At 57.5% G+C, this 23,378-nt stretch carries 22 protein-coding genes and 2 CRISPR repeat arrays; of the genes, 8 read left to right on the top strand and 14 right to left on the bottom strand.

Annotation, left to right across the window (positions count from 1 at the left end; genetic code table 11):
• Positions 1 to 3 precede the first annotated feature (3 nt).
• The 5 genes from DXXMK7_RS17210 to DXXMK7_RS17230 are packed head-to-tail and all read right to left on the bottom strand — an operon-like array spanning position 4 to position 4,570.
• Positions 4 to 996, bottom strand: a complete 993-nt coding sequence (locus DXXMK7_RS17210; RefSeq protein ID WP_038920131.1) for an ABC transporter ATP-binding protein — start codon at positions 994 to 996, stop codon at positions 4 to 6.
• Positions 997 to 1,029: 33 nt separating this feature from the next.
• Positions 1,030 to 1,812, bottom strand: coding sequence for an ABC transporter permease (locus DXXMK7_RS17215; RefSeq protein ID WP_038666024.1), 783 nt, complete (start codon positions 1,810 to 1,812; stop codon positions 1,030 to 1,032).
• Positions 1,813 to 1,832: 20 nt separating this feature from the next.
• Positions 1,833 to 2,675 carry an ABC transporter permease subunit gene (locus DXXMK7_RS17220; RefSeq protein WP_038920132.1) on the bottom strand — a complete coding sequence of 281 codons (843 nt, stop codon included), beginning with the start codon at positions 2,673 to 2,675 and terminating at the stop codon, positions 1,833 to 1,835.
• Entirely contained in the window at positions 2,672 to 3,496 is an 825-nt protein-coding gene (locus DXXMK7_RS17225) for an alkaline phosphatase family protein (protein WP_038920133.1), read from the bottom strand. The genes DXXMK7_RS17220 and DXXMK7_RS17225 overlap by 4 nt, the downstream gene beginning before the upstream one ends.
• A gap of 21 nt (positions 3,497 to 3,517) precedes the next feature.
• Positions 3,518 to 4,570 carry an ABC transporter substrate-binding protein gene (locus DXXMK7_RS17230; RefSeq protein WP_038920134.1) on the bottom strand — a complete coding sequence of 351 codons (1,053 nt, stop codon included), beginning with the start codon at positions 4,568 to 4,570 and terminating at the stop codon, positions 3,518 to 3,520.
• 267 nt (positions 4,571 to 4,837) lie between these two features.
• Between DXXMK7_RS17230 and DXXMK7_RS17235 the strand changes: the two genes are divergently transcribed.
• Positions 4,838 to 5,545 (top strand): UTRA domain-containing protein, encoded by a 708-nt coding sequence (locus tag DXXMK7_RS17235; RefSeq protein WP_038920135.1) that lies wholly within the window; start codon positions 4,838 to 4,840, stop codon positions 5,543 to 5,545.
• 37 nt (positions 5,546 to 5,582) lie between these two features.
• On the opposite strand, the gene DXXMK7_RS17240 is transcribed toward DXXMK7_RS17235, so the two are convergent.
• Both DXXMK7_RS17240 and DXXMK7_RS17245 read right to left on the bottom strand, forming a co-directional pair.
• A complete protein-coding gene (locus DXXMK7_RS17240; protein ID WP_038666006.1) occupies positions 5,583 to 6,041 on the bottom strand; it encodes an RES family NAD+ phosphorylase in 459 nt (152 codons plus the stop codon).
• The gene (locus tag DXXMK7_RS17245) at positions 6,041 to 6,493 is read right to left on the bottom strand and encodes an antitoxin Xre/MbcA/ParS toxin-binding domain-containing protein (protein ID WP_033569168.1); all 453 of its coding nucleotides are present in this window, start codon (positions 6,491 to 6,493) and stop codon (positions 6,041 to 6,043) included. The genes DXXMK7_RS17240 and DXXMK7_RS17245 overlap by 1 nt, the downstream gene beginning before the upstream one ends.
• A gap of 145 nt (positions 6,494 to 6,638) precedes the next feature.
• On the opposite strand from DXXMK7_RS17245, the gene dusA reads away from it, so the two are divergent.
• Positions 6,639 to 7,655 (top strand): tRNA dihydrouridine(20/20a) synthase DusA, encoded by a 1,017-nt coding sequence (dusA, locus tag DXXMK7_RS17250; RefSeq protein ID WP_049842463.1) that lies wholly within the window; start codon positions 6,639 to 6,641, stop codon positions 7,653 to 7,655.
• 175 nt (positions 7,656 to 7,830) lie between these two features.
• Positions 7,831 to 8,106, top strand: a complete 276-nt coding sequence (gene pspG / locus DXXMK7_RS17255) for an envelope stress response protein PspG (protein WP_038920138.1) — start codon at positions 7,831 to 7,833, stop codon at positions 8,104 to 8,106.
• 409 nt (positions 8,107 to 8,515) lie between these two features.
• Here pspG and DXXMK7_RS17265 read toward each other — a convergent pair whose 3' ends face one another.
• Both DXXMK7_RS17265 and DXXMK7_RS17270 read right to left on the bottom strand, forming a co-directional pair.
• The gene (locus tag DXXMK7_RS17265) at positions 8,516 to 9,922 is read right to left on the bottom strand and encodes a cytochrome P450 (RefSeq protein WP_038920140.1); all 1,407 of its coding nucleotides are present in this window, start codon (positions 9,920 to 9,922) and stop codon (positions 8,516 to 8,518) included.
• A 370-nt stretch (positions 9,923 to 10,292) separates the two neighbouring features.
• On the bottom strand, positions 10,293 to 11,294 hold the full coding sequence (locus DXXMK7_RS17270; RefSeq protein ID WP_038920141.1) for a quinone oxidoreductase: 1,002 nt from the start codon (positions 11,292 to 11,294) through the stop codon (positions 10,293 to 10,295).
• Between the two features lie 121 nt (positions 11,295 to 11,415).
• Here DXXMK7_RS17270 and dnaB point away from each other — a divergent pair, with 121 nt between their 5' ends.
• Complete coding sequence (gene dnaB / locus DXXMK7_RS17275) at positions 11,416 to 12,819, top strand: replicative DNA helicase (protein ID WP_038665989.1); 1,404 nt, start codon at positions 11,416 to 11,418, stop codon at positions 12,817 to 12,819.
• Positions 12,820 to 12,925: 106 nt separating this feature from the next.
• Positions 12,926 to 14,002 carry an alanine racemase gene (gene alr / locus DXXMK7_RS17280; protein WP_038920142.1) on the top strand — a complete coding sequence of 359 codons (1,077 nt, stop codon included), beginning with the start codon at positions 12,926 to 12,928 and terminating at the stop codon, positions 14,000 to 14,002.
• A gap of 133 nt (positions 14,003 to 14,135) precedes the next feature.
• Here the strand turns inward: alr and DXXMK7_RS17285 are convergent, their stop codons facing one another.
• The 3 genes from DXXMK7_RS17285 to DXXMK7_RS17295 form a co-directional block, all read right to left on the bottom strand.
• Positions 14,136 to 14,384 (bottom strand): DUF1471 domain-containing protein, encoded by a 249-nt coding sequence (locus DXXMK7_RS17285; RefSeq protein WP_038920143.1) that lies wholly within the window; start codon positions 14,382 to 14,384, stop codon positions 14,136 to 14,138.
• 243 nt (positions 14,385 to 14,627) lie between these two features.
• The gene (locus DXXMK7_RS17290) at positions 14,628 to 15,395 is read right to left on the bottom strand and encodes a transporter substrate-binding domain-containing protein (RefSeq protein ID WP_038920144.1); all 768 of its coding nucleotides are present in this window, start codon (positions 15,393 to 15,395) and stop codon (positions 14,628 to 14,630) included.
• 204 nt (positions 15,396 to 15,599) lie between these two features.
• Positions 15,600 to 16,107: a CRISPR direct-repeat array (repeat unit 28 nt; unit sequence GTTCACTGCCGTGTAGGCAGCTTAGAAA).
• Between the two features lie 37 nt (positions 16,108 to 16,144).
• Positions 16,145 to 17,518, bottom strand: coding sequence for an amino acid permease (locus DXXMK7_RS17295; RefSeq protein WP_038920145.1), 1,374 nt, complete (start codon positions 17,516 to 17,518; stop codon positions 16,145 to 16,147).
• A 382-nt stretch (positions 17,519 to 17,900) separates the two neighbouring features.
• Here DXXMK7_RS17295 and DXXMK7_RS17300 point away from each other — a divergent pair, with 382 nt between their 5' ends.
• The 3 genes from DXXMK7_RS17300 (at position 17,901) to DXXMK7_RS17310 (ending at position 20,478) form a co-directional block, all read left to right on the top strand.
• Positions 17,901 to 18,377: an Lrp/AsnC family transcriptional regulator gene (locus tag DXXMK7_RS17300; protein WP_033112060.1), complete on the top strand. Its 477-nt coding sequence runs from the start codon at positions 17,901 to 17,903 to the stop codon at positions 18,375 to 18,377.
• A gap of 251 nt (positions 18,378 to 18,628) precedes the next feature.
• Positions 18,629 to 19,243, top strand: coding sequence for a YitT family protein (locus tag DXXMK7_RS17305; RefSeq protein ID WP_038920146.1), 615 nt, complete (start codon positions 18,629 to 18,631; stop codon positions 19,241 to 19,243).
• 41 nt (positions 19,244 to 19,284) lie between these two features.
• The gene (locus tag DXXMK7_RS17310; protein WP_038920147.1) at positions 19,285 to 20,478 is read left to right on the top strand and encodes an amino acid aminotransferase; all 1,194 of its coding nucleotides are present in this window, start codon (positions 19,285 to 19,287) and stop codon (positions 20,476 to 20,478) included.
• Between the two features lie 393 nt (positions 20,479 to 20,871).
• Positions 20,872 to 21,680: a CRISPR direct-repeat array (repeat unit 28 nt; unit sequence TTTCTAAGCTGCCTACACGGCAGTGAAC).
• A gap of 129 nt (positions 21,681 to 21,809) precedes the next feature.
• Here DXXMK7_RS17310 and cas6f read toward each other — a convergent pair.
• Positions 21,810 to 22,364, bottom strand: coding sequence for a type I-F CRISPR-associated endoribonuclease Cas6/Csy4 (gene cas6f / locus DXXMK7_RS17315; RefSeq protein ID WP_038920148.1), 555 nt, complete (start codon positions 22,362 to 22,364; stop codon positions 21,810 to 21,812).
• A 6-nt stretch (positions 22,365 to 22,370) separates the two neighbouring features.
• Positions 22,371 to 23,378: a type I-F CRISPR-associated protein Csy3 gene (csy3, locus tag DXXMK7_RS17320; RefSeq protein WP_038920149.1), complete on the bottom strand. Its 1,008-nt coding sequence runs from the start codon at positions 23,376 to 23,378 to the stop codon at positions 22,371 to 22,373.

The following is a 23,378-nucleotide window of genomic DNA, read 5'->3' on the forward strand; positions in this document are numbered from 1 at the left end:
CCTTTACGCCACCTCACGCAGCGCGCTGAGATCGATCTGCACCCCGACCCGGCTGCCGGCCGGGTGTAAATCGGCCACCGAGCGGTTGAGCACATCCACCGACAGCTCCACCTCGCTGATGCGCACCCGATAGCGCACCACGTTGCCCAGCAGGCTGTGACCGACGATCTCTCCGGCCAGCCCTTGTTCCGGCGCGCACAGCAGCACCGATTCCGGGCGCAGCGCCACCTGGCTGGAAAAACGTCCGCCGGTCAGGCGCATCGCCTGCTCAGCGCTTAGCAGGTTATAGCTGCCGATAAACCCGGCGGCGAACAGGCTGGCCGGCTGGGTGTAGAGCGATTCGGCGTCGCCGTTCTGCACGATTTCGCCCTTGTTCATCAGCACGATACGGTCGGATAACGTCAGCGCCTCTTCCTGATCGTGGGTGACGAAAATGGCGGTCAGGTTCAGCTCCTGCTGGATACGGCGGATCTGCTCGCGCAGATGGCGACGAATACGCGCATCCAGCGCCGACAGCGGTTCGTCCAGCAGCAGCAGACGCGGGCGGGTCACCAGCGAGCGCGCCAGCGCCACGCGCTGACACTGGCCGCCGGACAACTGATGCGGATAGCGGCGGGCGTAGTCGCCCAATTCCACCAGGGCGAGCACTTCCGCCACCCGCGCGCGAATCTCGCCGGCCGGCAGTTTCTGCATCTTCAGGCCAAAAGCCACATTGCCTTCGACGGTCATATTGGGAAACAGCGCGTAGTTCTGGAACACCATGCCGATATCGCGCTTTTGCGGCGACAGCGGCACGATGTCGCGGCCCTGCAACAGAATCTGGCCGCTGTCCACCGACGTCAGCCCGGCCAGACAGCGCAACAGCGTCGACTTGCCGCAGCCGCTCGGCCCCAGCAGGGTGACGAACTCGCCTTCATCGGCCGAAAATTGGATATCCTGAAACACTCTGGTCGGCCCGTAGTGTTTATTCAGATTGATGACGTCAAGGTAGGCCATGTTCAGCGTGTCCCTTTTTACTCATTGCTTGATTCATTGATTGCGGTTAAGCGCATTCGCCAGCCAGGTCACCAGCAGCACCACCAGAAAATAGGAGATCACCAGCGCGCTGGTGAAATGCCCGCTGTCGTTGCGTTTGTTGTAGAGGTACACCTGCAGGGTTTCGTAGTTGGTGCCCGCCAGCAGATTGGCGAACACGAACTCGCCGATCAGGAACGAAAACGACAGCAGGACGGCAATCATCACCCCTTTACGCAGGTTGGGCAGCACCACCCACAGCGCCGCCTGCCAGGTGCTGGCGCCGAGCAGGTGCGCCGCGTCCAGCAATTCCTGCAAATTGATGGCCTGCATGTTGTTGGCGATGGCGCGATAAATAAACGGCAGCGCGATGGTGAAATAGCAGCCGATCAGAATCCAGGGGGTGCCGGTCAGCGCCAGCGGCTCGGCGGAGTAAAGCTGCAACAGCCCCACCGACGACACCACCGGCGGCACCGCGAACGGCAGCAAAATCAGCACGTTCATCACCCCGTCCAGCTTCGGAAACGCCCAGGCGATCACGAACATCGCCGGCAACACCAACAGCAACGAAAACAGCAATGCGCCGAAACAGATCAGCAGCGAGTGACCCAGCGCCACCAGAAAACGGCCGTCGCTCCACAGTTGCGTAAACCATTTTAGGGTCAATCCCTGCGGCAGAATGGTCGCGCCCCACTCGGTGGCGAGCGCGTAAACCAGCGTGGAGAGCAGCGGCAACATCAGAATCAGTAATATCAGCCAGACCACCAGCAGGTGATAACGGCGTTCAGCGTGGGACATCGCGACCTCCGACGACAGAATTAGCGGGCAGCATGGAGGTAACTCCGGCGTAGCAGCGATTGGTGGGCGACGGTAATCAGCGCCATCAGCAGCACCAGCAGCATGGACAGCGCGCTGCCCAGATTCGGGTCCAGCGAGATATCGCCGGAGACCAGCGCCGCGATGCGGATCGGCACCACGTTGAAATTGCCGGTGGTGAGCGCGTAAATCGTGGCGTACGCCCCCAGCGCATTCGCCAGCAGAATGACGAAGGTGCCGAGCAACGCCGGCGCCAGCACCGGAATGCCGATATGCAGCCAGTAGCGCCAGCGGCTGGCGCCCAGCAGCGCCGCCGACTCCTGCCATTCGCTGCGCAGCCCGTCGAAGGCCGGATAGAGCAGCAGGATGCCGAGCGGAATCTGGAAATAGGTATAAATCAGGATCAGCCCGTCGCGGGAATAGAGATTAAAGCCGTCGATCAGTCCGTTTTGCTTGAGCAACAGGGTGATAAAACCGTTCAGCCCCAGCATGATCACGAAGGCGAACGCCAGCGGTACGCCGGCAAAGTTGCTGGTCATATTGGCGAACGACATCACCAAGCGCCTGATTCGCCCTTCCCCCAGCTGTTGCAGCGAATAGCCGCCGACCAGCGCGATGAACAGGCCGTACAAACTCGACCAGAACGAGATATCCAGCGAAAAGCGCATCGCCTGCAAATAGAACGGCGACGTCAGCAGGTCACGGTAGTTCGCCAGCCCCCAGGCGCTTTCCATGTCGCTGTAAAAACTGTTGATCGCCATCCACACCAACGGGGCTATCTGAAACGCGATAAACACCGCAAAAAACGGCAGCAGAACCAGCGCCGCCAGCCATCGACTCCTCACGCTCGCCCCTCCGCGGTGCCTTTTATCAGTAAATTGCGGCTCACAGGCTTGTCATGCGCCACGCCAAGCAGCTGGCACACCGTACCGCACAGCTCGGTTTGTTGCGGCGCGGCATCCGGTTGCAGCGAGAAACCGTCGCCGAACACATACAGCGGCACCTGACGCTCTTCCGGCAAAATACCGCCGTGACTGCGGTCGTCATTCATGCCGTGATCGGCGGTCACCAGCACCTGATACCCCTCCTCCAGCCAGCGCGGCATCCAGTGCGACAGGTAGCCGTCCGCCATGCGCGCCTTGTTGCGGTACTGCGGGGTCGACAGGCCGTAGCGGTGCCCGGCGTCATCGATGTTCATCGGGTGAATCAGCAGAAAGTCCGGCTGGTAACGCAGGCGCAGACTTTCCGCGTCTTCAAACAGATGGGAGTCGGGATAGCTGTCGTCATGGTAGAAGTGGCCGTACTGGATCGGCAGCGACGGCTCGACGGTATGACGATCGCGCGCCGCGTCAAACGGCGTGCGATTGTACAGCTCGCTGACCCAGTGATATGCCGCCGCCGCGGTAGTCAGGCCGGCGTCGCGGGCGTAATGGAAAATGCCGCGCTCGCGGCTCAGCCGGTCGACGCCGTTGTGGATAATGCCGCTCTGCACCGGCGTCACGCCGGTGAGAATGCACTCATACAACGGGCGCGACAGCGACGGCAGCTCGCACTCCAGTTGGTAGAGGCAACCGCGCCCGGCGGCGCACTCCGCCTGCAGGTAGCCCATTGCCTCGCGTCCGACCTGAAAGCTCAGCCCGTCCAGTATCACCAGAATCGTTTTCATCCCGTGCTCCCGCCTGCGCCGTTACTGCTTCATGTTGATGATGACGTTTTCCTGCCACAGACGCGGCAGCGCTTTCACCGTCTTGTCCCAGGCTTCGGCGTCGGCGATCGGATGCGCGTTTTTATACTGTTCCTGCGGCAGCAGCTTGGCTTTCACGTCATCCGGCAGGGTAATGTGCTGGGCGCGGATCGGGCGAGCGTAGCCGCGCGCCAGGTTGATCTGACCGGCGTCGGAGAAGATGTACTCGCGCGCCAGTTTGGCGGCGTTCGGGTGTTTGGCGTATTTGTTGATGATGGTGGTGTAGCCGGAGATCACCGAACCGTCAGACGGGATCAATACCTCGAAGCGATCCTTGTTGATCTTGTCGCGGTAGTTCAGGCCGTTGAAGTCCCACACCACGCCCACCTGCACTTCGCCTTTCTCGATATTGGCGATAGCCGGGTTGGTCAGACCGAGGCGGCCTTCTTTCGCCAGTTTGGCGAAGAAATCCAGCGCCGGTTTCAGGTTCTTCTCGTTGCCGCCCAGCGCGAAACTGGCCGCCAGCACGCCGCTGGAGGCCTGGGACGCGGTGCCGACGTCGCCGATGGTCACCACGTATTTGCCTTTTTGCAGATCCGCCCAGCTATGCGGAATGTCTTTTACCTGCTGTTTATCGATGATAAACGCAATGGTGCCGGTGTAGGCCATCGCCCAGTGGCCGTCTTTGTCTTTCGCCCAGTCCGGCACCTGTTCCCAGGTGGTCGGCTTGTACGGCTGGCTCACGCCTTTCTGCACCGCTACCGGGCCGAAGGCCACGCCCACGTCGCCGATATCCGCGCTGGCGTTCTCTTTCTCGGCGGCGAACTTGGCGATCTCCTGCGCGGAAGACATGTCGGTATCGCTGTGTTTCAGGCCATATTTGGCGCTCAAATCGTCCCAGGTATCTTTCCAGTTGGCCCAGCTGTCCGGCATGCCGACGCTGTTAACTTCGCCCTCGGCGCGGGCGGCTTTTTCCAGCGCCGCCAGATCCTGCGCCATGACCGCGGTCGAAAACAACGCGCTGCTGATTAATACAGAAGACAACAATTTTTTCATCATTATGCTCCATAGGAAGGGGAGTGATACGCTGTTGGTCTGATACTCTGCTGGTCTAGTCCAGCAATAAGTACGCCAATTCAGCACACGGCGATGAAGTTTTCATGTCGGCAGCATGACGAAAAGGTTTCAGCGCCGGTCTGCAAGCGCCTGCTGGCGGCCTCTAACGCCCGTCGGCTTGGGATTTGCATCATCCCGACAGACATGCAACCTGATAGTCAACAATCCCTGCTATGGTGCAGGCTGCACAACATCAAGGCTCTAACGATGATGAAAATACAACCAACCGCCGTCGCCCAGATTGCCGATGCGCTGCTCGAACGGATTCGCCGGGGCGAGTTCGCCCACGGGCGGCTGCTGTCCGAACGGGCGCTCAGCGAGCAGTTTTCCACTACCCGCATTACCCTGCGCGAAGCGCTCACCCTGCTGGAGTCGCAGGGCATCATCTATCGTGAACTGCGGCGCGGTTGGTTCATCTCACCGCCGCGGCTTAGCTATAATCCGCTGCACAGAAGTCACTTTCATGAAATGGCGGAAAAACAGGGGCGTAAAGCCGCCACCGAGGTGCTGGATGCCGGCGTCATCACGGCGAATGCGGCGATCGCCCGTCATCTGGAGCTGGAGGAAGGCGCGGATATCTACCGTATCCGCCGTTTGCGGCGCCTCGACGGGCGCGCGGTGCTGTATGTGGAACACTACCTGAACCCGGCCTGGTTCCCGGATCTGCTGAAGAGCGACCTGACGCGCTCGCTCACCCAGCTTTACCAGTCGCAATACGACATTCGTTACGGCCGGGTGCGTTTCACCATGCTGCCGACGCCGCTGCCGCCGGTGGCCGCCCCGGCGTTAAAACTCGCGCCCGGCAGTCCGGCGCTGTTCATCACCCGCATCAACCGCGATCAGCACGACCGCATCATCGACTGCGACTGCGAGTACTGGCGCTATGACGCGTTGTATATTGATGTGGAAGCGTGACCCGTAGGCCACGCAGGGGACAGGAAGACCGCCGGAACTACAACAGGCGGGAATCGAAATAGAACGGCACCACCTGCAGCGTGGATAACACCTGCTGCGCCTCTGGGTGTTCAGGGTTGAACAGCGCGTTCCATTCGCCGGTCAGCGTGCTCGGCACTTTCAGCACCAGACTGACGCGCGACGCCAGCCACTCATCGCCGATCTGCCGGGTGGCGTCCGGCGGCGGATCCTGTTGCCAGTCAGCGGGCAAGGCATCCCGGCTTAATTCCATCACCAGTGTATCGGGTACCTCCACCGATAGCAGCGAAAACGCCGGCAGCATGGTCACTTCCCTCAGATGTACCAGCGTCTCCAGCAGGCACAGCGCGATGGTGCCGCCCAGATAGACGCAGGGAACGCCCTTGTTGTTCCAGCGCCCGCCGTACAGTTTCGCGCCCGCGCCATCAAACGCCTGTGACACATATGTCTGCTTTACCAGGCGGTAAAACGTCGCCATCAGCTGATGACGCCGTGGCCGATGCGACCAATCAGATCCAGCACCGCTTCGGTGCCGGCCGGGGTTTTCAACATGGCGGCCGGCGGTTGCCCACCCAGCGCCTTAGCCGGCTGATTCAGCCAGTCAACGGCTTTGACGTAATCATGATCGAACAGCCGGGCGGCGGCATCCAGCACCCGGACGCTGGCGTAAATTCTGGCGCCCTGCTCCACCGACCAGGTTTTCTCCGGATGTTTCAACCGGCGGTGGTAGGTGCTGCGATCGACGCCGACCAGCCGCAGCAAATAACCTTCATCCAGCTGCGCCTTATTGGCGGCTTCGCGGATGATGCTGACCGGTAAGCCTTCGCTGATCTGTTCATGCGCCCGCACCAGCGAAGAAGAGAGGGACAGGGCGGCTAAGATCCCCTCGTGCTCAAGTACACGGACGGTCGGCGTAAACAGCGCTGTCATAATTCCCTCCTGATTCGTTGCAGTTGCAACATCAGTTTATTGCAATTGCACGGGAAACGCAAAATCCGCCGCCGACCTCCCAAAGACCGGCAAATCACGCTACTATAACGCCCCTTTATTTTCAGCCAGACAGTGAGTTCGTATCGTGACAAGTCCAGCCCCAACCGCTTTCGCCACCGACCAGCCCCAGACCTTCTGGCACGGCCGCTTTAGCGTGGCCCCGATGCTGGACTGGACTGACCGTCATTGCCGCTACTTTCACCGGCTGCTGAGTCACAACGCGCTGTTGTACACCGAGATGGTGACCACCGGGGCGATTTTGCACGGCAAGGGCGACTATCTGGCCTACAGCGAGGAAGAGCATCCGCTGGCGTTGCAGCTCGGCGGCAGCGACCCGGCGGCGCTGGCGCAATGCGCGGCGCTGGCGGAACAGCGCGGCTATGACGAAGTCAACCTCAACGTCGGCTGCCCGTCCGACCGCGTGCAAAACGGCCGTTTCGGCGCCTGCCTGATGGCGGAAGCGCAACTGGTGGCGGACTGCGTGAAAGCGATGCGCGAACGCGTCGGCATTCCGGTGACGGTCAAAACCCGCATCGGCATCGACGATCAGGACAGCTACGAATTTCTGTGCGATTTCATCCGTACCGTTTCCGAGCAGAGCGGCTGCGATACCTTCATCGTACACGCCCGCAAAGCCTGGCTGTCCGGCCTTAGCCCGAAAGAAAACCGCGAGATCCCGCCGCTGGATTACCCGCGCGTCTACCAGCTCAAGCGCGATTTCCCGTCGCTGACGCTGGCGATTAACGGCGGCGTCAAAACGCTGGCCGAGGCGCAGCAGCACCTGCAACACGTGGATGGCGTGATGGTGGGCCGCGAAGCCTATCAAAACCCCGGTATGCTGGCGCAGGTCGACAGTGAACTGTTTGGCGCAGGCTCGATTGCGCCGGATCAGGCCGACGTGGTGCGGGCGATGTACCCGTATATCGAGCGCGAACTCTCCGGCGGCGCATCGTTAGGCCACATTACCCGCCATATGCTCGGGCTGTTTCAGGGCGTGCCCGGCGCGCGCCAGTGGCGGCGTTACCTGAGTGAAAATGCCCATAAGCCCGGTGCGGATGCCGCCGTGGTGGAACGCGCGCTGGCGCTGGTTAACATCGCCTGAAAAAAACCAATTATTGGTATTTTTGACCAACCTTCTATCCCCACCCTTCTGCCTGTCGCTGATAAATCAATAACTTATCAGCGACGCATTCTGGCACGGTTCTTGTAATACCGCTCTTGTCATGAACGATGTTTTCCCCTGCGCAAGACGCGGTTTAACGGCTAAGGAGCACACCATGTTGGAAATTTTCTTCGTTATCGGCTTTTTTATCATGCTGCTGGTCACCGGCGTGTCGCTGCTGGGGGTAATGGCGGCGCTGGTTGTCGCCTCTCTGGTTATGCTGATTGGCGGGCTGTTCGCCGTGGCGATAAAAGTACTGCCGTGGCTGCTGTTGGCGGTCGTCGTAGTATGGCTGTGGCGGCGGTTTCAGGATCGACCGGTATCCACTGTGCACCGCTACAGCTACCGTAAAAAATATACCTTTCGTCATCGCCGGGGCGGTGAGTGGTAATACCTGAAAAGTAACAAAATCTGCATAACGGATGGAAATGACGGGCATACCGCGCCTGATGCAAAATTGTGCGCCAGCAGATATTTTTTCCTTATCGTGGCTGCTAGGATGTCGCTCACTATCTGGCTCGCCCTTTTCATTAAGGTGCGAGCTGATCCTTTAATTCATCATCGTCAGGAAATAATAGCCGCCCAGCGGTACCTTCGTGACGAGCACCACACTGTACCCTACATGCAGTGGATGAAATTAGCGTAATGGCAACAGCCGTCCTGTGGAATAATGCCGACTCGTCGAGGGTCGGTATTATTACCCGGTTCTATCGCAGCACAGAAAAATCCCCCATGTCATGACTTTTCCACCACCCGCAGAGCCATCAAAAACACAGCCCATATTGCAATAAACTGCAATATCAAACCTCATGTTGGGCGGTATCGGGTTGAGGTCGCTTATGTAACCTCACGCGAAAACCGGTCGGGGTCATGGTGAAGGCAAAACTCTCCATCACGTCCGACGCGGGTTGTTGCGCTTCAACACGAAATCCGCTGCACAGCGCATGAAATCCCTGTTTGATTTCAATTAACGCCAGCGATCGTCCGGGGCACATGCGCGGCCCCCCGCCAAATGGCTGCAGATCGGAAAAAGACGCCTGTCCGCGCTCAAGCCACCGCTCAGGCATGAAATCACCGGGCTGATGGAATAAAGCCTCTTCAAATCCGCTCGCGTTCAGCATCAGTAAAAGGGGCGTTCCCTTTTTGATAAGGAAATCAGCAATGACGGTATCTTTGATCGGCTCCAGGTAAAGCAGCGGCGCCACCGGTTTAAGCCGCATCGACTCATACATCACGGCGGTGAGCAACGGCATGCGAGGCAAAGGCCACGGAAGTCCCGTCCCCACCTCCTCAGTCGCCTGATGGCACTCTCTAACGACCTGCGCCTCCACCGAAGGTGAAGAGCAAAGCAGAAAACTCATCCAGGCAAGCGTATTCGCGGTCGTATCCTCTCCCGCCAGCAGTAGCGTAAACGCATTAGCCAGAATGTCCGCGTCCGTCATCGTCCCGTCTTTCTGCTGTTCTGCGATCATGATTTGCAGCATATTTTCAGGGGCATCCATGAGCTGGGGAGACTGCTCGATTCGCTCCCGCTGACGACAAATAAATTCGTTAAGCTGGTCGTGAATCAGCTTCAGGCTGACATCAAACTGCTTATCCCGCGCCATCTTGATATAGCGCCATAACGGAATGGGAGAACCACAGCGTTCATTAATCACCGGGAACAGGCGACGTAAACTTTCCGATAGCGGATTCTCGCCCTGCTCAAGGATATTGATATCCTCGCCAAAGGCTAATAACGACGTGATATCCACCGTATAGCGCTTAAATTCATCCACCAGAGAAACCACTTCCCCGGTTTCAGCCAATTTGGCGAAACGTTCTGATAAACGCACGGTGACTTTCCTGAGACTGGGATAGAAATGTTTCAGATGCGCAGGCTGAAACATCGGTTCCGTCAGTTTCCGCTGATGCATCCATCGCGCGCCTTCCGCGGAGAAAACGCCGTTCAACCCGGCTTCCTGAAAAACGGATTCAATACTGCTTCTACGCCGAAAATCGTCAGGGCGGGCTTTCATTATGGTACGAATCCATTCTGAATCGGCGATCACCATCGCCGGCGTGAATCCCAGTCTTAGCCGGTAAAAAAGGCCATAGCGCTCTTTCCAGTGCAGCATCTGCAAATGGATGTCAGGTCGTTTTAAATAATCAACATGTCCGAGAATGCTTCTGGCCGGAGGCGCCGGCAGTTGCCTGATTGATCTCATACTCAATGTCCTTCCTGCTCAGGTGATAAGTGACCTGCGAAAAAGCGACTATCGTGATCCCGAAGAGATAAGGAGAGAAGGAATGGCAAATAACGACGCTAAAAACGAGATATGAGACGCTAAAAAGACAGCACGCAAAAGACTACGGAACAGTGCGTTCGCCCGGTTTTCCGGGGCATGGTTGACGTTATAAATAATCCGCAATGGGTCACATCGTACCGGCCGGCAGGTTAAAAAATAAACATTCCTCTGTGGCTTTTTTGTTAATAAGTAATACACCGGCAAGGGGAAGTGAGAAGGTGTGGCGGGTGCGCCTTTCCCTGTGTTTTAGCACGGGGAAAGGCGCCTGTTCCGACCGTTCTCAGGTTACTTAACCATGAGAGACGGAACCGGGAATCAACAGGCATGACCCCTGAGTACTACGGCTTTCCAGCGCGCGGTGAGCGGACCGGGCGTCTTCCAGCGCGAACTTCTGGCTGTCCGGCACGTCCACCCTGATGGCGCCGCTGGCAATTAGAGCGAACAGTTCACGGCTAGCCTGCTCCAGTTCCTGACGATTGGTGATGTAACTGAACAGCGACGGCCGGGTAACGTACAGCGACCCTTTCTGGTTAAGAATGCCGAGATTCACCCCGGTGACCGGGCCGGACGCGTTGCCGAAACTGACCATCAGCCCGCGACGCTTCAGGCAGTTGAGCGAGGCTTCCCAGGTGTCTTTACCCACCGAGTCATACACGACCGAGACTTTTTCTTCATGGGTCAGTTCCAGCACCCGATGAACGATATCTTCCTTGCGGTAGTTAATGGTAGCCCAGGCGCCGGCCTGTTTTGCCAGTTCCGCCTTGTGGTCGGAACCGACGGTGCCGATCAGTTTCGCCCCCAGCGCCTTCGCCCACTGGCAGGCAATCAACCCAACGCCGCCGGCGGCCGCATGGAACAAAAATACTTCGCCCGGTTTCACTTCATAGGTCTGGCGCAGCAGGTAATACACCGTCAGCCCTTTCAGGAATGAGGCCGCCGCCTGCTCAAAGCTGATGTCATCCGGCAGCAGCGCTACCTTGTCCGCCGGAACATTATGCCGTTCGCTGTAAGCGCCCAGCGCCGCCTGGGCATACACCACGCGGTCGCCCACCTTGAGATGTTTTACGTTAGCCCCGGCTTTCACCACCACGCCAGCCGCTTCGGTGCCCAGACCGGAGGGAAACGACGGCGGCGAATACAGCCCGGAACGAAAATAGGTATCGATAAAGTTAATGCCGATGGCGCGGTTTTCCACCTGAACGTCGTTAAGACCCGGCTCGCGCGGCGTGTAATCCACATATTCCAGCACCCCCGGCCCGCCGTGGTCGCTGAACTGAATACGTTTTGCCATGATGATCTCCTCGCTCTATCGTGTGTGCCCGGTGATGTCATCGGACATATGTCATTCCTGAGTTTAGGATATACAATGCTCCCACCCCTAAAGGTAAATCAACCAGTAAAGAACGCGTTTCATGGCAGAAAAAAAACCAACTAAACCGGCAGAATCCCGCGACCGTCAGGTAGAAGGGCTAAAACTCCCGCCCCATTCCATCGAAGCGGAACAGTCGGTGCTAGGGGGGTTGATGCTCGACAACGAGCGTTGGGACAACGTCGCCGAGCGCGTCTCCGCCAACGACTTTTTCAACCGCGCCCACCGGCTGATCTTTAACGAGATGCAGCGCCTGCTGGAAATGAGCAAGCCCATTGACCTGATTACCCTGTCGGAGTCGCTGGAGCAAAAAGGCGAGCTGGAGTCCGCCGGTGGTTTCGCCTACCTGGCGGAACTGGCGAAAAACACCCCCAGCGCCGCCAATATCGGCGCGTATGCCGACATCGTGCGCGAACGTGCGGTAGTGCGTGAAATGATCGCCGTCGCCAACGAGATCGCCGACGCCGGTTACGATCCGCAAGGCCGCAGCAGCGAAGACCTGCTGGATCTGGCCGAATCCCGCGTGTTTCAGATCGCGGAAAACCGCGCCAGCAAGGATGAAGGGCCGAAAAGCATCGACCGCATTCTGGAAGACACCGTCTCGCGCATCGAACAGCTTTACCAGCGCCCGCACGACGGCGTGACCGGCGTTTCCAGCGGCTATCAGGATCTGGACAAGAAAACCGCCGGCCTGCAAAAGTCGGACCTGATTATCGTGGCGGCGCGCCCCTCAATGGGGAAAACCACCTTCGCCATGAACCTGTGCGAAAACGCCGCCATGACGCAGGAAAAACCGGTGCTGATCTTCAGTCTGGAAATGCCCGGCGAGCAGATCATGATGCGTATGCTGGCGTCGCTGTCGCGCGTGGACCAGACCCGTATCCGTACCGGCCAGCTCGACGACGAGGACTGGGCGCGCATCTCCAGCACCATGGGGCTGCTGCTGGAAAAGCGCAACATGTACATCGACGACTCCTCCGGCCTGACGCCGACCGAAGTGCGTTCCCGCGCCCGCCGGGTATTCCGCGAGCACGATGGCCTGAGTCTGATCATGATCGACTACCTGCAGTTGATGCGGGTGCCGTCGCTGTCCGATAACCGAACGTTGGAAATCGCCGAAATTTCCCGTTCGCTCAAAGCGTTGGCAAAAGAATTGCAAGTGCCGGTCATCGCGCTGTCGCAGCTCAACCGTAGTCTGGAACAGCGCGCCGATAAACGTCCGGTCAACTCCGACCTGCGTGAATCCGGCTCCATCGAGCAGGACGCCGACCTGATCATGTTTATCTACCGTGACGAGGTGTATCACGAAAACAGCGATCTGAAAGGCATCGCTGAAATCATTATAGGGAAGCAGCGTAACGGGCCGATCGGCTCCGTTCGCCTGACCTTTAACGGGCAGTGGTCGCGTTTCGATAATTACGCCGGGCCACAGTATGACGATGAATAACCACATGACGATGAATAACCGCATGACGATGAATAACCGTCGATGAATGAATAACCGTCGATAATGAATAACCGTCAATGACGAATAAACGCACTAAGGACTCAGAATGAAAACGGCAACCGCCGTCATTGATCGTCAGGCTTTGCGCCACAATCTGCAATGTATCCGGCAGATGGCCCCGCAAAGCCGGCTGATCGCCATAGTCAAAGCCAACGCCTACGGACACGGCGCCGTGGAAGCCGCCCGCGCCTTTTCCGACGCCGACGGTTACGGCGTTTCCCGCCTCAGCGAAGCGCTGGCGTTACGCGCCGTCGGCATCACCAAACCCATCCTGCTGCTGGAAGGTTTTTTTGCCGCTGACGAGCTGCCGTTGCTGGCCGAACACCAGTTGGAAACCGCCGTGCACTGCGAAGAACAGCTGGCGGCGCTGGAGCAGGCGCACCTGCCGCACCCGTTGACGGTGTGGATGAAGCTCGATACCGGCATGCACCGCCTCGGCGTGCTGCCGGAACAGGCCGAAGCCTTTTACGCCCGGTTGAGCGCCTGCTCCAGCGTGGTGCAACCGGTGAACATCATGAGTCACTTTTGCCGCGCCGATGAACCGGAAGCGGGCACCACTCAGCGTCAGCTCGACTGCTTCGACGCCTTTGTGCAAGACAAACCGGGCCGCCAGTCTATCGCCGCCTCCGGCGGTATTCTGTTGTGGCCGCAAGCTCACCGCGACCAAATCCGCCCCGGCATTATCCAGTACGGCGTCTCGCCGCTGGCGCAGGGCGACGCCAGCCAGTGGCAGCTCAAACCGGCAATGACTCTGACTTCGCACCTGATTGCGGTGCGCGAGCACCACGTAAACGAGCCGGTCGGTTACGGCAGTACCTGGAGCAGCCCGCGCGATACCCGGCTGGGCGTGGTGGCGATTGGCTACGGCGACGGCTATCCGCGCGACGCCAAAAGCGGCACGCCGGTGTGGATCAACGGCCGTGAAGTGCCGCTGTCCGGCCGGGTTTCAATGGATATGATTACCGTCGATCTGGGACCGGACGCGCAGGACAAGGTCGGCGATGAAGTGATTTTGTGGGGCGGTCCGTTGCCGGTGGAAAAAATCGCCGCCTGCACCGGCATCAGCGCTTATGAACTGATTACCCGCCTGACCAGCCGCACCCGGCTGGAGTACATCGGCTAGCCCCGGTTCGTTGTTCAATACCGAGCATGCCATACGCAAAAAGCCCGAACCTCGGATTATCCGGGGTTCGGGCTTTCTCGCTCACCGTTAGAGAAATCAGTGATTAATCAATCAGCGATTAATAAACCGGCGATTAGTTGTACAGTTCGGCAACACCGCGCAGTTGTTCATCGCCGGTAGCGGTGATAATGCGGAAAGATTTGGCGCCGGCGGCATCGGCTTTGGCGGACAGCTGAGCCTGCAAATCATCCAGAGTACGGGCAGTGGCGGAAACGGTGCCCAGGTCGCGGCTCTGTACCGATTGCACTTCGGTGGCGGCCATCGAACCGAAAGAAAGAGTAGCCAGAGCGGCAGCAGCAACAACAGTTTTGATCGATTTCATGGTAAGCCTCTTCACGTTAATCAGGTTGGGAAGGCTTGACGGCCTTCGATGTGAAGCAGGATAGCGCTGTTAGCAGGCTGTTAAAATCGGGTTAATTTGCTGTCATTTATCAAAAAAATTGAATAAAAAAAGCACCAAAAGATAAGCAAAAACTATCTCATGGTGCGCAATAGCGGGATATTATCCCGCCATATACTCTTCAATATATTGCCTTACGTTGATTTACATAACAATAGCCAACTTTTATTCCGCTTTACCCAGCCATTCAGAAATTATCCTCTGGTATTCCCCGGTCGCTTTCGTCAGATGTAGCCATTGATCCACGTATAACTTCCAGCTCATGTCGTCGCGCGGCAGCATATAGGCTTTCTCGCCATACTGCATCGGCGAGGACGGATTGACCGCGCACAGTTGCGGGTAGCGTTTCTGCTGGTACAAGGCTTCCGAGGCATCGGTAATCATGACGTCCGCCTGCTTGTCCACCAGTTGCTGGAAGATGGTCACGTTGTCATGAAACATCAGGTTGGCCTGCGGCAAATGAGCATGAACGAACGCCTCGTTGGTACCGCCTGCCGGTTCGATTACCCGCACCGACGGCTGATTAATCTGCGCCACCGTCTGATACTTGCTCTTGTCGTCGCAACGCACCAGCGGGATCTTGCCGTCCACGTCCAGCATGCTGGAGAAAAACGCCTTTTTCTGACGCTCCAGCGTCACGGAAATCCCACCCATAGCAATATCGCACTTGCCGGACTGAAAATCCGGCATCAGGGTTTTCCAGCTGGTTTTTATCCACTCCACTCTCACGCCCAGGCTTTTAGCCAGCGATTGCGCCATAGCGATATCGATCCCTTCGTAATCGCCATTGGCGCTCAGCGACGTGTACGGCTTATAGTCGCCGGTGGTGCACACCTTCAGCACCCCTTGTTCCTGCACCTGATCGAGATGAGACGCGGCGCCGGCGCTGCCGGCCAACCCCAGTAACAGAATGAATGAAAACCGTTTTTTCATGATAGTTCCTTGCAAGTCACGCCTGTCTGGCAAAAGCGTCACTGTAGCACGCCGCTTCCTCGCCCACCGATTTTGACCCTTTTTTTCGCCCATTTATAACTATCTGATTTTTAACGATGATAACGATCGGCTTTAAAAAAGGGTTTTCAGACAAAAATCCTCGTTTCTCTTTTAAAATCAGCCCACCAGCGATAAATTGCTACGGTTCACTGCCGTGTAGGCAGCTTAGAAAACAGCGAGAATACTGTCACCTGGCCGGATGACGTTCACTGCCGTGTAGGCAGCTTAGAAAATGTATTCAAAATGTTCCCCACATCGTGGGGAGTTCACTGCCGTGTAGGCAGCTTAGAAAATCCGGGAGTACCACATAATGCCAACATGGCCGTTCACTGCCGTGTAGGCAGCTTAGAAATCCCCGGAACTGCTTGAATCACCGCAATACGCGTTCACTGCCGTGTAGGCAGCTTAGAAACACCCCGCAATCGGCAGCCAGAAATTCGGAAAGTTCACTGCCGTGTAGGCAGCTTAGAAATTGTTAAATAAAACGCCGGGGATATATGAAACGTTCACTGCCGTGTAGGCAGCTTAGAAATTGATGTGCTCCAGATTGACGCGGGCACCGCGGTTCACTGCCGTGTAGGCAGCTTAGAAATGTGGTTTGTTGCCGCCGAATCGCGTGCCGAGGTTCACTGCCGTACAGGCAGCAATATCCCGCTGATGCCGTTGCCCCGGCATCAGCGGATTCAGGTTTATTCTGCCGCCAGTGCGCGAACCGCCCCTCTTTTCTTTTTGATGGCATAACCGGCGGCCAGCGCCAGCAGCCAGAACGGAATCAGCCACACGGAGATCTGGATGCCCGGCGTCATCGCCATGATCACCAGAATCCCGGCCAGAAACAGCAGGCACAGCACGTTGGTAAGCGGGTAGCCCAGACTTTTGAAGCGGGTTTGCTGTTGCGCGCGCTGCTTGGCCTGACGGAATTTCAGATGGGTGATGCTGATCATCGCCCAGTTGATCACCAGCGCCGACACCACCAGCGCCATCAGCAGTTCAAACGCCTTGCCCGGCATCAGGTAGTTGAGCAGCACGCACAGCGCCGTCGCCAGCGCAGAGACACCGAGCGACACCAGCGGAATGCCGCGGCGATTGACCGTCAGCAGCGCGCGCGGCGCGTTGCCCTGCTGCGCCAGCCCGAACAGCATACGGCTGTTGCAGTACACACAACTGTTGTAGACCGACAGTGCGGCGGACAACACCACCAGATTCAGCACGTTCGCCACCAGATTGCTGTCCAGCGCGTGGAAAATCAGCACGAACGGGCTGCCGCCTTCCACCACTTTCTGCCACGGATACAACGACAGCAGCACCGCCAGCGCACCCACATAAAACAGCAGGATGCGGTAAATCACCTGATTGGTAGCGCGCGGAATGCTCTTTTGCGGGTCATCGGCTTCAGCCGCCGTAATCCCCACCAGCTCCAGCCCGCCAAAGGAAAACATGATCACCGCCATCGCCATCACCATGCCGCTGATGCCGTTCGGGAAGAAACCGCCGTGCTGCCACAGGTTGGCGACGTTGGCTTCCGGCCCGCCCTGCCCGCTAAACAGCAGATAGCCGCCAAACACGATCATGCCGATAATCGCCGCCACCTTGATGATGGAAAACCAGAACTCCAACTCGCCGTAGACTTTGACGTTGCTTAGGTTGATGGCATTGATGGCGACAAAGAACACCGCCGCCGATACCCAGGTCGGCACCGCCGGCCACCAGTACTGGATGTAGATGCCCACCGCGCTCAGTTCCGCCATGCTCACCAGCACATACAGCACCCAGTAATTCCAACCGGACATAAACCCGGCAAAATTACCCCAGTATTGGTTGGCGAAATGGCTGAACGAACCGGCCACCGGCTCCTCCACCACCATCTCACCCAGTTGACGCATAATGAAAAAAGCAATCACGCCGGCGATGGCGTAACCGAGCAGCACCGACGGCCCGGCCATACGAATCGTCTGTGCGATGCCGAGAAACAACCCGGTGCCGACCGCGCCGCCCAGCGCGATTAGCTGGATATGCCGGTTCTTTAGCCCCCGTTGCAATTGGCTGTCTTGCTGTGTGTCCATCACCCTTCCCCCAGAAAAATGGTTTAATTCATTTGAAGTAATCACTCTCTCACTGCAATTATCCAGCAATTATCAGGCCAACCACGTCATCGCCGACCGCGGCGACATGTTTAAGGCGCTTAACAAACTGAATCAATTTAAAAAAAGTTTCACATTCACGCTTTTTGCAACAAAACAGCCATCGCGTTGATTTAGTGTGAAAAATACTCAGAATTTGCATGAAATCACCAGGCAGCCTTGCCGACATACACTAAAATGAACCAGGATGGTGCAGCCGGTCAGACGGAAAAACGCGCTGGCGGCATAAGATGGCAAACAACAAACTTCCGGAAGTAAAAAAAGCTGATAGTCTGTCTTTTTGTGCTTCTGGCAAGGCAGGGCTATGTACAACATTGATGATTTTGATCTGAAGATCCTCACACTGCTGCAGGCGAACGGACGCCTTACCAATCAGGAACTCAGCGATCTGGTTGGGCTGTCTGCCTCACAGTGTTCTCGTCGTCGTATTGCCCTCGAACAGGCGCAACTGATTCTCGGGTATCATGCCCGACTGGCGCCGGATGCGGTCGGGCTGGAAGTGATGGGCCTGATTGAAGTGCGATTAATCAATCACACTCAGGAATGCGTAGACAGCTTTCACCAGATGCTGGGCGAAGTCGATGCCATTATCGACGCCTACAAAACCACCGGCGACGCGGATTACATGTTGAAAGTAGCGGTGGCGGACCTGCACGGCCTGAGCGCGCTGATCAGCCAGATTCTGGCGCGCAACAAAAGCGTGGCGCACCTGAAAACCTCGGTGGTGCTCAACCGCCTGAAAGAGAACGGTCTGATGGCGCCGGCGACCGTGTTGCCCTAAATTGGTGCGGACGCTGCTTCCACACGGTGCAAGATTGCATAACTCTTGCATCAAAAACAAAACAAACACACGACATAACCACAAAAACCACAATTCTCGCACAAAATACGCATAATAAATTCATCCTGTGCATTCAATGCCTTACCCCTTCTCCCGTACAGAAAACCTTCAAACGATACCTGCCGTCATAACGACTGGTGCGTTTTTTGCTTGAAAAGACAGGTATTCCTTCTTTTATCAGGCGATATTTCATGGATAACGTCATTACCCCCCAACCGATTTCACATACGCTGCTGGAAGACGTTCTGGCGCTGCTTATCGGCACCCTGATGGTGTCCTTCGGGGTTATTATGCTGCGTCAGGCGGGAGCGCTGACCGGCGGCACCGCCGGGATGGCGTTTCTGTTGCACTACGCCACCCATATCTCGTTCGGCGCCGCGTTCTTCCTGCTTAATCTGCCGTTTTATTACCTCGCCATTCGGCGTATGGGCTGGCAATTCACGATCAAAACCTTCTGCGCGGTAGCGATGGTGTCGCTGTTTTCCGACCTGCACCCGTTATTCATCCATTTTGACCACCTGCAACCGATTTACGCCACGCTGTTTGGCAACCTGATTATGGGGCTGGGGTTCATTGTGCTGTTCCGGCATCGCGCCAGTCTGGGCGGGGTGAATATTCTGGCGCTCTATTTACAGGACAAAAGTGGAATCCGCGCCGGAAAATTCCAGATGGCGGTGGATGTTACCATTGTGCTGACTTCCCTGTTCGTGGTAAGCATACCTATGCTGATCGCGTCTGTGCTGGGTGCGGCGGCGCTGAATCTGATTATCGCCATGAATCATCGACCTGGCCGTTACACCGCCTAGCGAACAGCTTGACCCTTTATATCTCAGGAGAGTTACCGACCGTGTTCCAGAATGTTGACGCCTACGCTGGCGACCCTATCCTGTCCCTGATGGAAAAATTCAAACAAGACCCGCGTACTGACAAAGTAAACCTCAGTATTGGGCTTTATTACGACGGACAGGGCGTCATTCCCCAGTTGCAGGCGGTCAGCGCCGCGGAAACACAGATGCAGGCCGAGCCGCAGCAGGCTTCGGTCTACCTGCCGATGGAAGGGTTGGCCGCCTACCGCAGCGCGGTACAGACGCTGCTGTTCGGCGAACACCACCCGGCGCTCACCGCGCAGCGCATCGCCACCATCCAGACGCTGGGCGGTTCCGGCGCGCTGAAAGTGGGCGCAGACTTCCTCAAATGCTATTTTCCGGATTCCGAAGTCTGGGTCAGCGACCCGACCTGGGAAAACCACATCGCCATTTTCTCCGGCGCGGGCTTTACGGTGCACACCTACCCGTACTTTGACGCCGACACGCTGGGCGTCAACGTGGAAGGCATGATCAACGCCCTAAAACAGTTGCCGCCGCGCAGCATCGTGCTGCTGCATCCGTGCTGCCACAACCCGACCGGCTCAGACCTGACCCACGCCGAGTGGGACCGCGTCATCGAAGTGCTGATCAAAGGCGAACTGGTGCCGTTCCTTGATATCGCCTATCAGGGTTTTGGCGGCGGCATTGACGACGATGCGTACGCCATCCGCGCCATCGCCAGCGCCGGCCTGCCCGCGCTGGTCAGCAACTCGTTTTCCAAAATCTTCTCGCTGTATGGCGAGCGCGTCGGCGGGTTGTCCGTGGTGTGCGAAGACCAGGACGCCGCCGGCCGCGTACTCGGCCAGTTGAAAGCCACCGTGCGCCGCAACTACTCCAGCCCGCCGAGCTTCGGCGCGCAGGTGGTATCGCGCGTACTGAACGATAGCGCGCTCAACGCCAGCTGGCATGAAGAAGTGGAAGCCATGCGCCTGCGCATTCTGGAAATGCGTCAGACGCTGGTGGATGAACTGAAAAAAGCGCTGCCGAATCGCAACTTCGACTACCTGCTGACCCAGCGCGGCATGTTCAGCTACACCGGCTTTAGCGCCGCACAGGTGGACCGCCTGCGCGAAGAGTTCGGCGTGTACCTTATCGCCAGCGGCCGTATCTGCATCGCCGGTTTAAACCATCACAACGTGCAGCGCGTGGCTGCCGCATTCGCTGCCGTACAGTAAGTTATTCCTTTCACTTTTTTACGCCTTTTCCCCCAGCCGATAACGGGTGGGGGATTTTTTTATTCCTGTGCGGGAATGGGGCTGTTGAAAAATATCGGGAGTTTGAGTTACTGGTGAATATATGCCGGGGTAGCGAGTCATTTCGTGCGGGATAAACCGTGTCGCTTCTTTGCCACATCATCGCACGCACGACAAGGATAGGCTCAAACGCCGCCTCTCCTTGACCACTGGCTGGAGGCTAAACTACGCCGCTACGCGGTGCCTTCGGCGTTCGCCTTCGCTGTTCGGGCCGCCTGTGACGTGCTCCCAGCACGGCACAGGCTTTCGCCGCGTCCGTGCGGCTCACCCGGCGAAGTCGCCCACCTCAGCGTAGTTTTTAACGCCAGAAACCCCGTCAACCGCTGCCTGTACGGCAGAGAACCCTTTCAGAACAGTTCTGTGTAACTCCTGACTTTTCTAAGCTGCCTACACGGCAGTGAACTGGCGGCCTCAACAACGCAGCCCGCACAACAATTTCTAAGCTGCCTACACGGCAGTGAACGATTCGCTGCAGCGATCATCCCGATGGATGTTTTTCTAAGCTGCCTATACGGCAGTGAACAATAAGACAAAGCGTCATGGCTTATCCTGAGTTTTCTAAGCTGCCTATACGGCAGTGAACATCAGGGAGTTAAAACGCGAAGTTGAGGATTGTTTCTAAGCTGCCTATACGGCAGTGAACTTCGATCGCCAGCAAAATCTTTTTGCGTTTCATTTCTAAGCTGCCTATACGGCAGTGAACTTGATGGTTTTCATGTGACTAATATCCTATGCTTTCTAAGCTGCCTATACGGCAGTGAACTTCTGGACCAGTTCGGTGCGTGGGTGTACTCCTTTCTAAGCTGCCTACACGGCAGTGAACGCCTGGCTGACCTGGGTCCGGTGCTGCACGTATTTCTAAGCTGCCTACACGGCAGTGAACATTCTGGAACGGTCGCAACGTGGCCGTCAGCTTTTCTAAGCTGCCTACACGGCAGTGAACATCGAGCTGGTCATCGTGCGTGTTGAATTCAGTTTCTAAGCTGCCTACACGGCAGTGAACGGGGTAGGCCAACAAGATTTGTCGCCGGGGCGTTTCTAAGCTGCCTACACGGCAGTGAACTCAGTCCTAGGACTGGCGTTTGTTTATGTTCTGTTTCTAAGCTGCCTACACGGCAGTGAACTGTAGTGAATTATCGCTTATCACCTGATTATTAAAGAAAAAACGCTATTTTGACGAAAAAAACCTTTTTTCTGGCGGCCAGATTTCGGTATTTAAAATCAATACGTTAGCTCTGGCCGCAAAAAAAGGGTCAAAACCACGGGATGGTGGCGGCGGCGCTTAACCCGTAGCTGGAGAACGCCCCGGCGACCGGTTTATCCTGCAACGGGCCGTGCTCGACAAACAGTAAAAACGCTTGTCCGTTGGAGAGGCTGCGCAGCGGCAGATACGGCAGCGAGGTGCGTTTTTCTACCGCATAGGGAATGCGGGCGATGGCTTCATCCTCCGTCATCCGGCCTTTATTCACCGCGCGGCGGCGCAACCGTTCGGCGCTGCTTTTCACCTGCACCCGGCGCACGGTGCGGTGCTTCGCCCCCGCCGGCACCGGCAGCGGTTCGGTGATGGCGGTATAGTCGCGCAGCCCTTTCAGCCAGCCAGTCTGCTCCAGCGCCGCCAGCTCCTGCACGCTGCCGTGCAGCCGCAGCCGTTCTCCCAGCGTTTTGCCCGCATCCGGAAAGCTCACCCCGATGGCGCCCGTCGCCCGCTGCCCCAGCGCCCGGTGCAGCTTGGCGAACAGCGCGCTCAGCAACTGCACGCCGTTGAACTCCGGGTCGGGCAGCACCCGAATCTCGATATAGTGGTCCATAGCGCGTTACTCGCCTTTCTCGCCGAACACCCCGCCGCGAATCAGCGTGGCGATCACGTAGTGCTGCTGCGCCACCTCCGGCACGTTGCCTTTGATTACCCAGTTATCCAGCAACGTGTAGAAATCCATTTTATCTTTCGGCTGACGGTAGGCGCGGCCGCGGCTGGTCACCGAGCCATAGGGTTCGACCGCGATCGGTCCGGTTTCCGCCGCTTCCGGGTGCCAGTCATCGACGGTGCGCAGCGCGTTGCCGATTTTCTGTGAATGGATCGCCGCCACGTCGTTGACCTGATACAGAATCTTGCTCTTGCCGCTGCGCGCCCGCTCATCCAGCACCAGTTCCTGCGACGGGAACACTTCCTGCCCGTTGCCCAGCTTCACCTGCGCTTCCACGCGGAAGAACGCTGAATCACTCCCCGCCAGCGCCTGCTCAATGGCGTGCGCTAACTCGGCCAGCGCGCCAGACGGTTGGCTAAACTGGCGCAGCGAGTAATCTTCGCCGTTGAATTCCCAACGCTTATCGTTATGTGTCACCACCACCTGCACCGCTTCTGCGCCGATACGGTTGCGCCACAGGAAACGACCGCTGGCGATGTTCTCGGCGTAACGCGCCGCCAGTACGCCAAAGCCCGGTTCACGAGCGTAGCCGTTAATCAGTTCGGTCAGCGCCTGCTGATAATCCTGATCGTTACACACCGACGGCAGCGCCAGATTACCCAGCACCCGCAGGGTAAACGCCACTTTCAGCGTGTCGGCGTCAAACGGCAGCGCCGCCACATCCACCGTTTGCAGGTTGGCTTTCTGGATTTCGGCGTCCAGCTTGGCCGGGTCGCTGCTGACGGCGTTTTTCAACCGGTTGGAGATGGTGCCGCGCACCGATTTTTCCTGAATCACTACCGGCGTCCACTGGTCCTGCTGCCAGTTGCCCGCCAACATCAACGCATCGGAATTCGCCAGCTTGCGCTCAAACGCCAGTACCGATGCGGTTTTCAACGTGGTTGCTGCTTTTGCCAT

The sequence above is a fragment of the Dickeya sp. MK7 genome, from assembly GCF_000406305.1.
GTDB classification, from domain to species: Bacteria; Pseudomonadota; Gammaproteobacteria; order Enterobacterales; family Enterobacteriaceae; genus Dickeya; species Dickeya fangzhongdai.

What these genes read in the sequence shown, in the direction of transcription:
- DXXMK7_RS17210 (WP_038920131.1), bottom strand. Translation starts at nt 996, where the DNA reads ATGGCCTACCTTGACGTCATCAATCTGAATAAACACTACGGGCCGACC.
- DXXMK7_RS17215 (WP_038666024.1), bottom strand. Translation starts at nt 1,812, where the DNA reads ATGTCCCACGCTGAACGCCGTTATCACCTGCTGGTGGTCTGGCTGATA.
- DXXMK7_RS17225 (WP_038920133.1), bottom strand. Translation starts at nt 3,496, where the DNA reads ATGAAAACGATTCTGGTGATACTGGACGGGCTGAGCTTTCAGGTCGGA.
- DXXMK7_RS17230 (WP_038920134.1), bottom strand. Translation starts at nt 4,570, where the DNA reads ATGAAAAAATTGTTGTCTTCTGTATTAATCAGCAGCGCGTTGTTTTCG.
- DXXMK7_RS17235 (WP_038920135.1), top strand. Translation starts at nt 4,838, where the DNA reads ATGATGAAAATACAACCAACCGCCGTCGCCCAGATTGCCGATGCGCTG.
- DXXMK7_RS17240 (WP_038666006.1), bottom strand. Translation starts at nt 6,041, where the DNA reads ATGGCGACGTTTTACCGCCTGGTAAAGCAGACATATGTGTCACAGGCG.
- DXXMK7_RS17245 (WP_033569168.1), bottom strand. Translation starts at nt 6,493, where the DNA reads ATGACAGCGCTGTTTACGCCGACCGTCCGTGTACTTGAGCACGAGGGG.
- pspG (WP_038920138.1), top strand. Translation starts at nt 7,831, where the DNA reads ATGTTGGAAATTTTCTTCGTTATCGGCTTTTTTATCATGCTGCTGGTC.
- DXXMK7_RS17265 (WP_038920140.1), bottom strand. Translation starts at nt 9,922, where the DNA reads ATGAGATCAATCAGGCAACTGCCGGCGCCTCCGGCCAGAAGCATTCTC.
- DXXMK7_RS17270 (WP_038920141.1), bottom strand. Translation starts at nt 11,294, where the DNA reads ATGGCAAAACGTATTCAGTTCAGCGACCACGGCGGGCCGGGGGTGCTG.
- dnaB (WP_038665989.1), top strand. Translation starts at nt 11,416, where the DNA reads ATGGCAGAAAAAAAACCAACTAAACCGGCAGAATCCCGCGACCGTCAG.
- alr (WP_038920142.1), top strand. Translation starts at nt 12,926, where the DNA reads ATGAAAACGGCAACCGCCGTCATTGATCGTCAGGCTTTGCGCCACAAT.
- DXXMK7_RS17285 (WP_038920143.1), bottom strand. Translation starts at nt 14,384, where the DNA reads ATGAAATCGATCAAAACTGTTGTTGCTGCTGCCGCTCTGGCTACTCTT.
- DXXMK7_RS17290 (WP_038920144.1), bottom strand. Translation starts at nt 15,395, where the DNA reads ATGAAAAAACGGTTTTCATTCATTCTGTTACTGGGGTTGGCCGGCAGC.
- DXXMK7_RS17295 (WP_038920145.1), bottom strand. Translation starts at nt 17,518, where the DNA reads ATGGACACACAGCAAGACAGCCAATTGCAACGGGGGCTAAAGAACCGG.
- DXXMK7_RS17300 (WP_033112060.1), top strand. Translation starts at nt 17,901, where the DNA reads ATGTACAACATTGATGATTTTGATCTGAAGATCCTCACACTGCTGCAG.
- DXXMK7_RS17305 (WP_038920146.1), top strand. Translation starts at nt 18,629, where the DNA reads ATGGATAACGTCATTACCCCCCAACCGATTTCACATACGCTGCTGGAA.
- cas6f (WP_038920148.1), bottom strand. Translation starts at nt 22,364, where the DNA reads ATGGACCACTATATCGAGATTCGGGTGCTGCCCGACCCGGAGTTCAAC.
- csy3 (WP_038920149.1), bottom strand. Translation starts at nt 23,378, where the DNA reads ATGGCAAAAGCAGCAACCACGTTGAAAACCGCATCGGTACTGGCGTTT.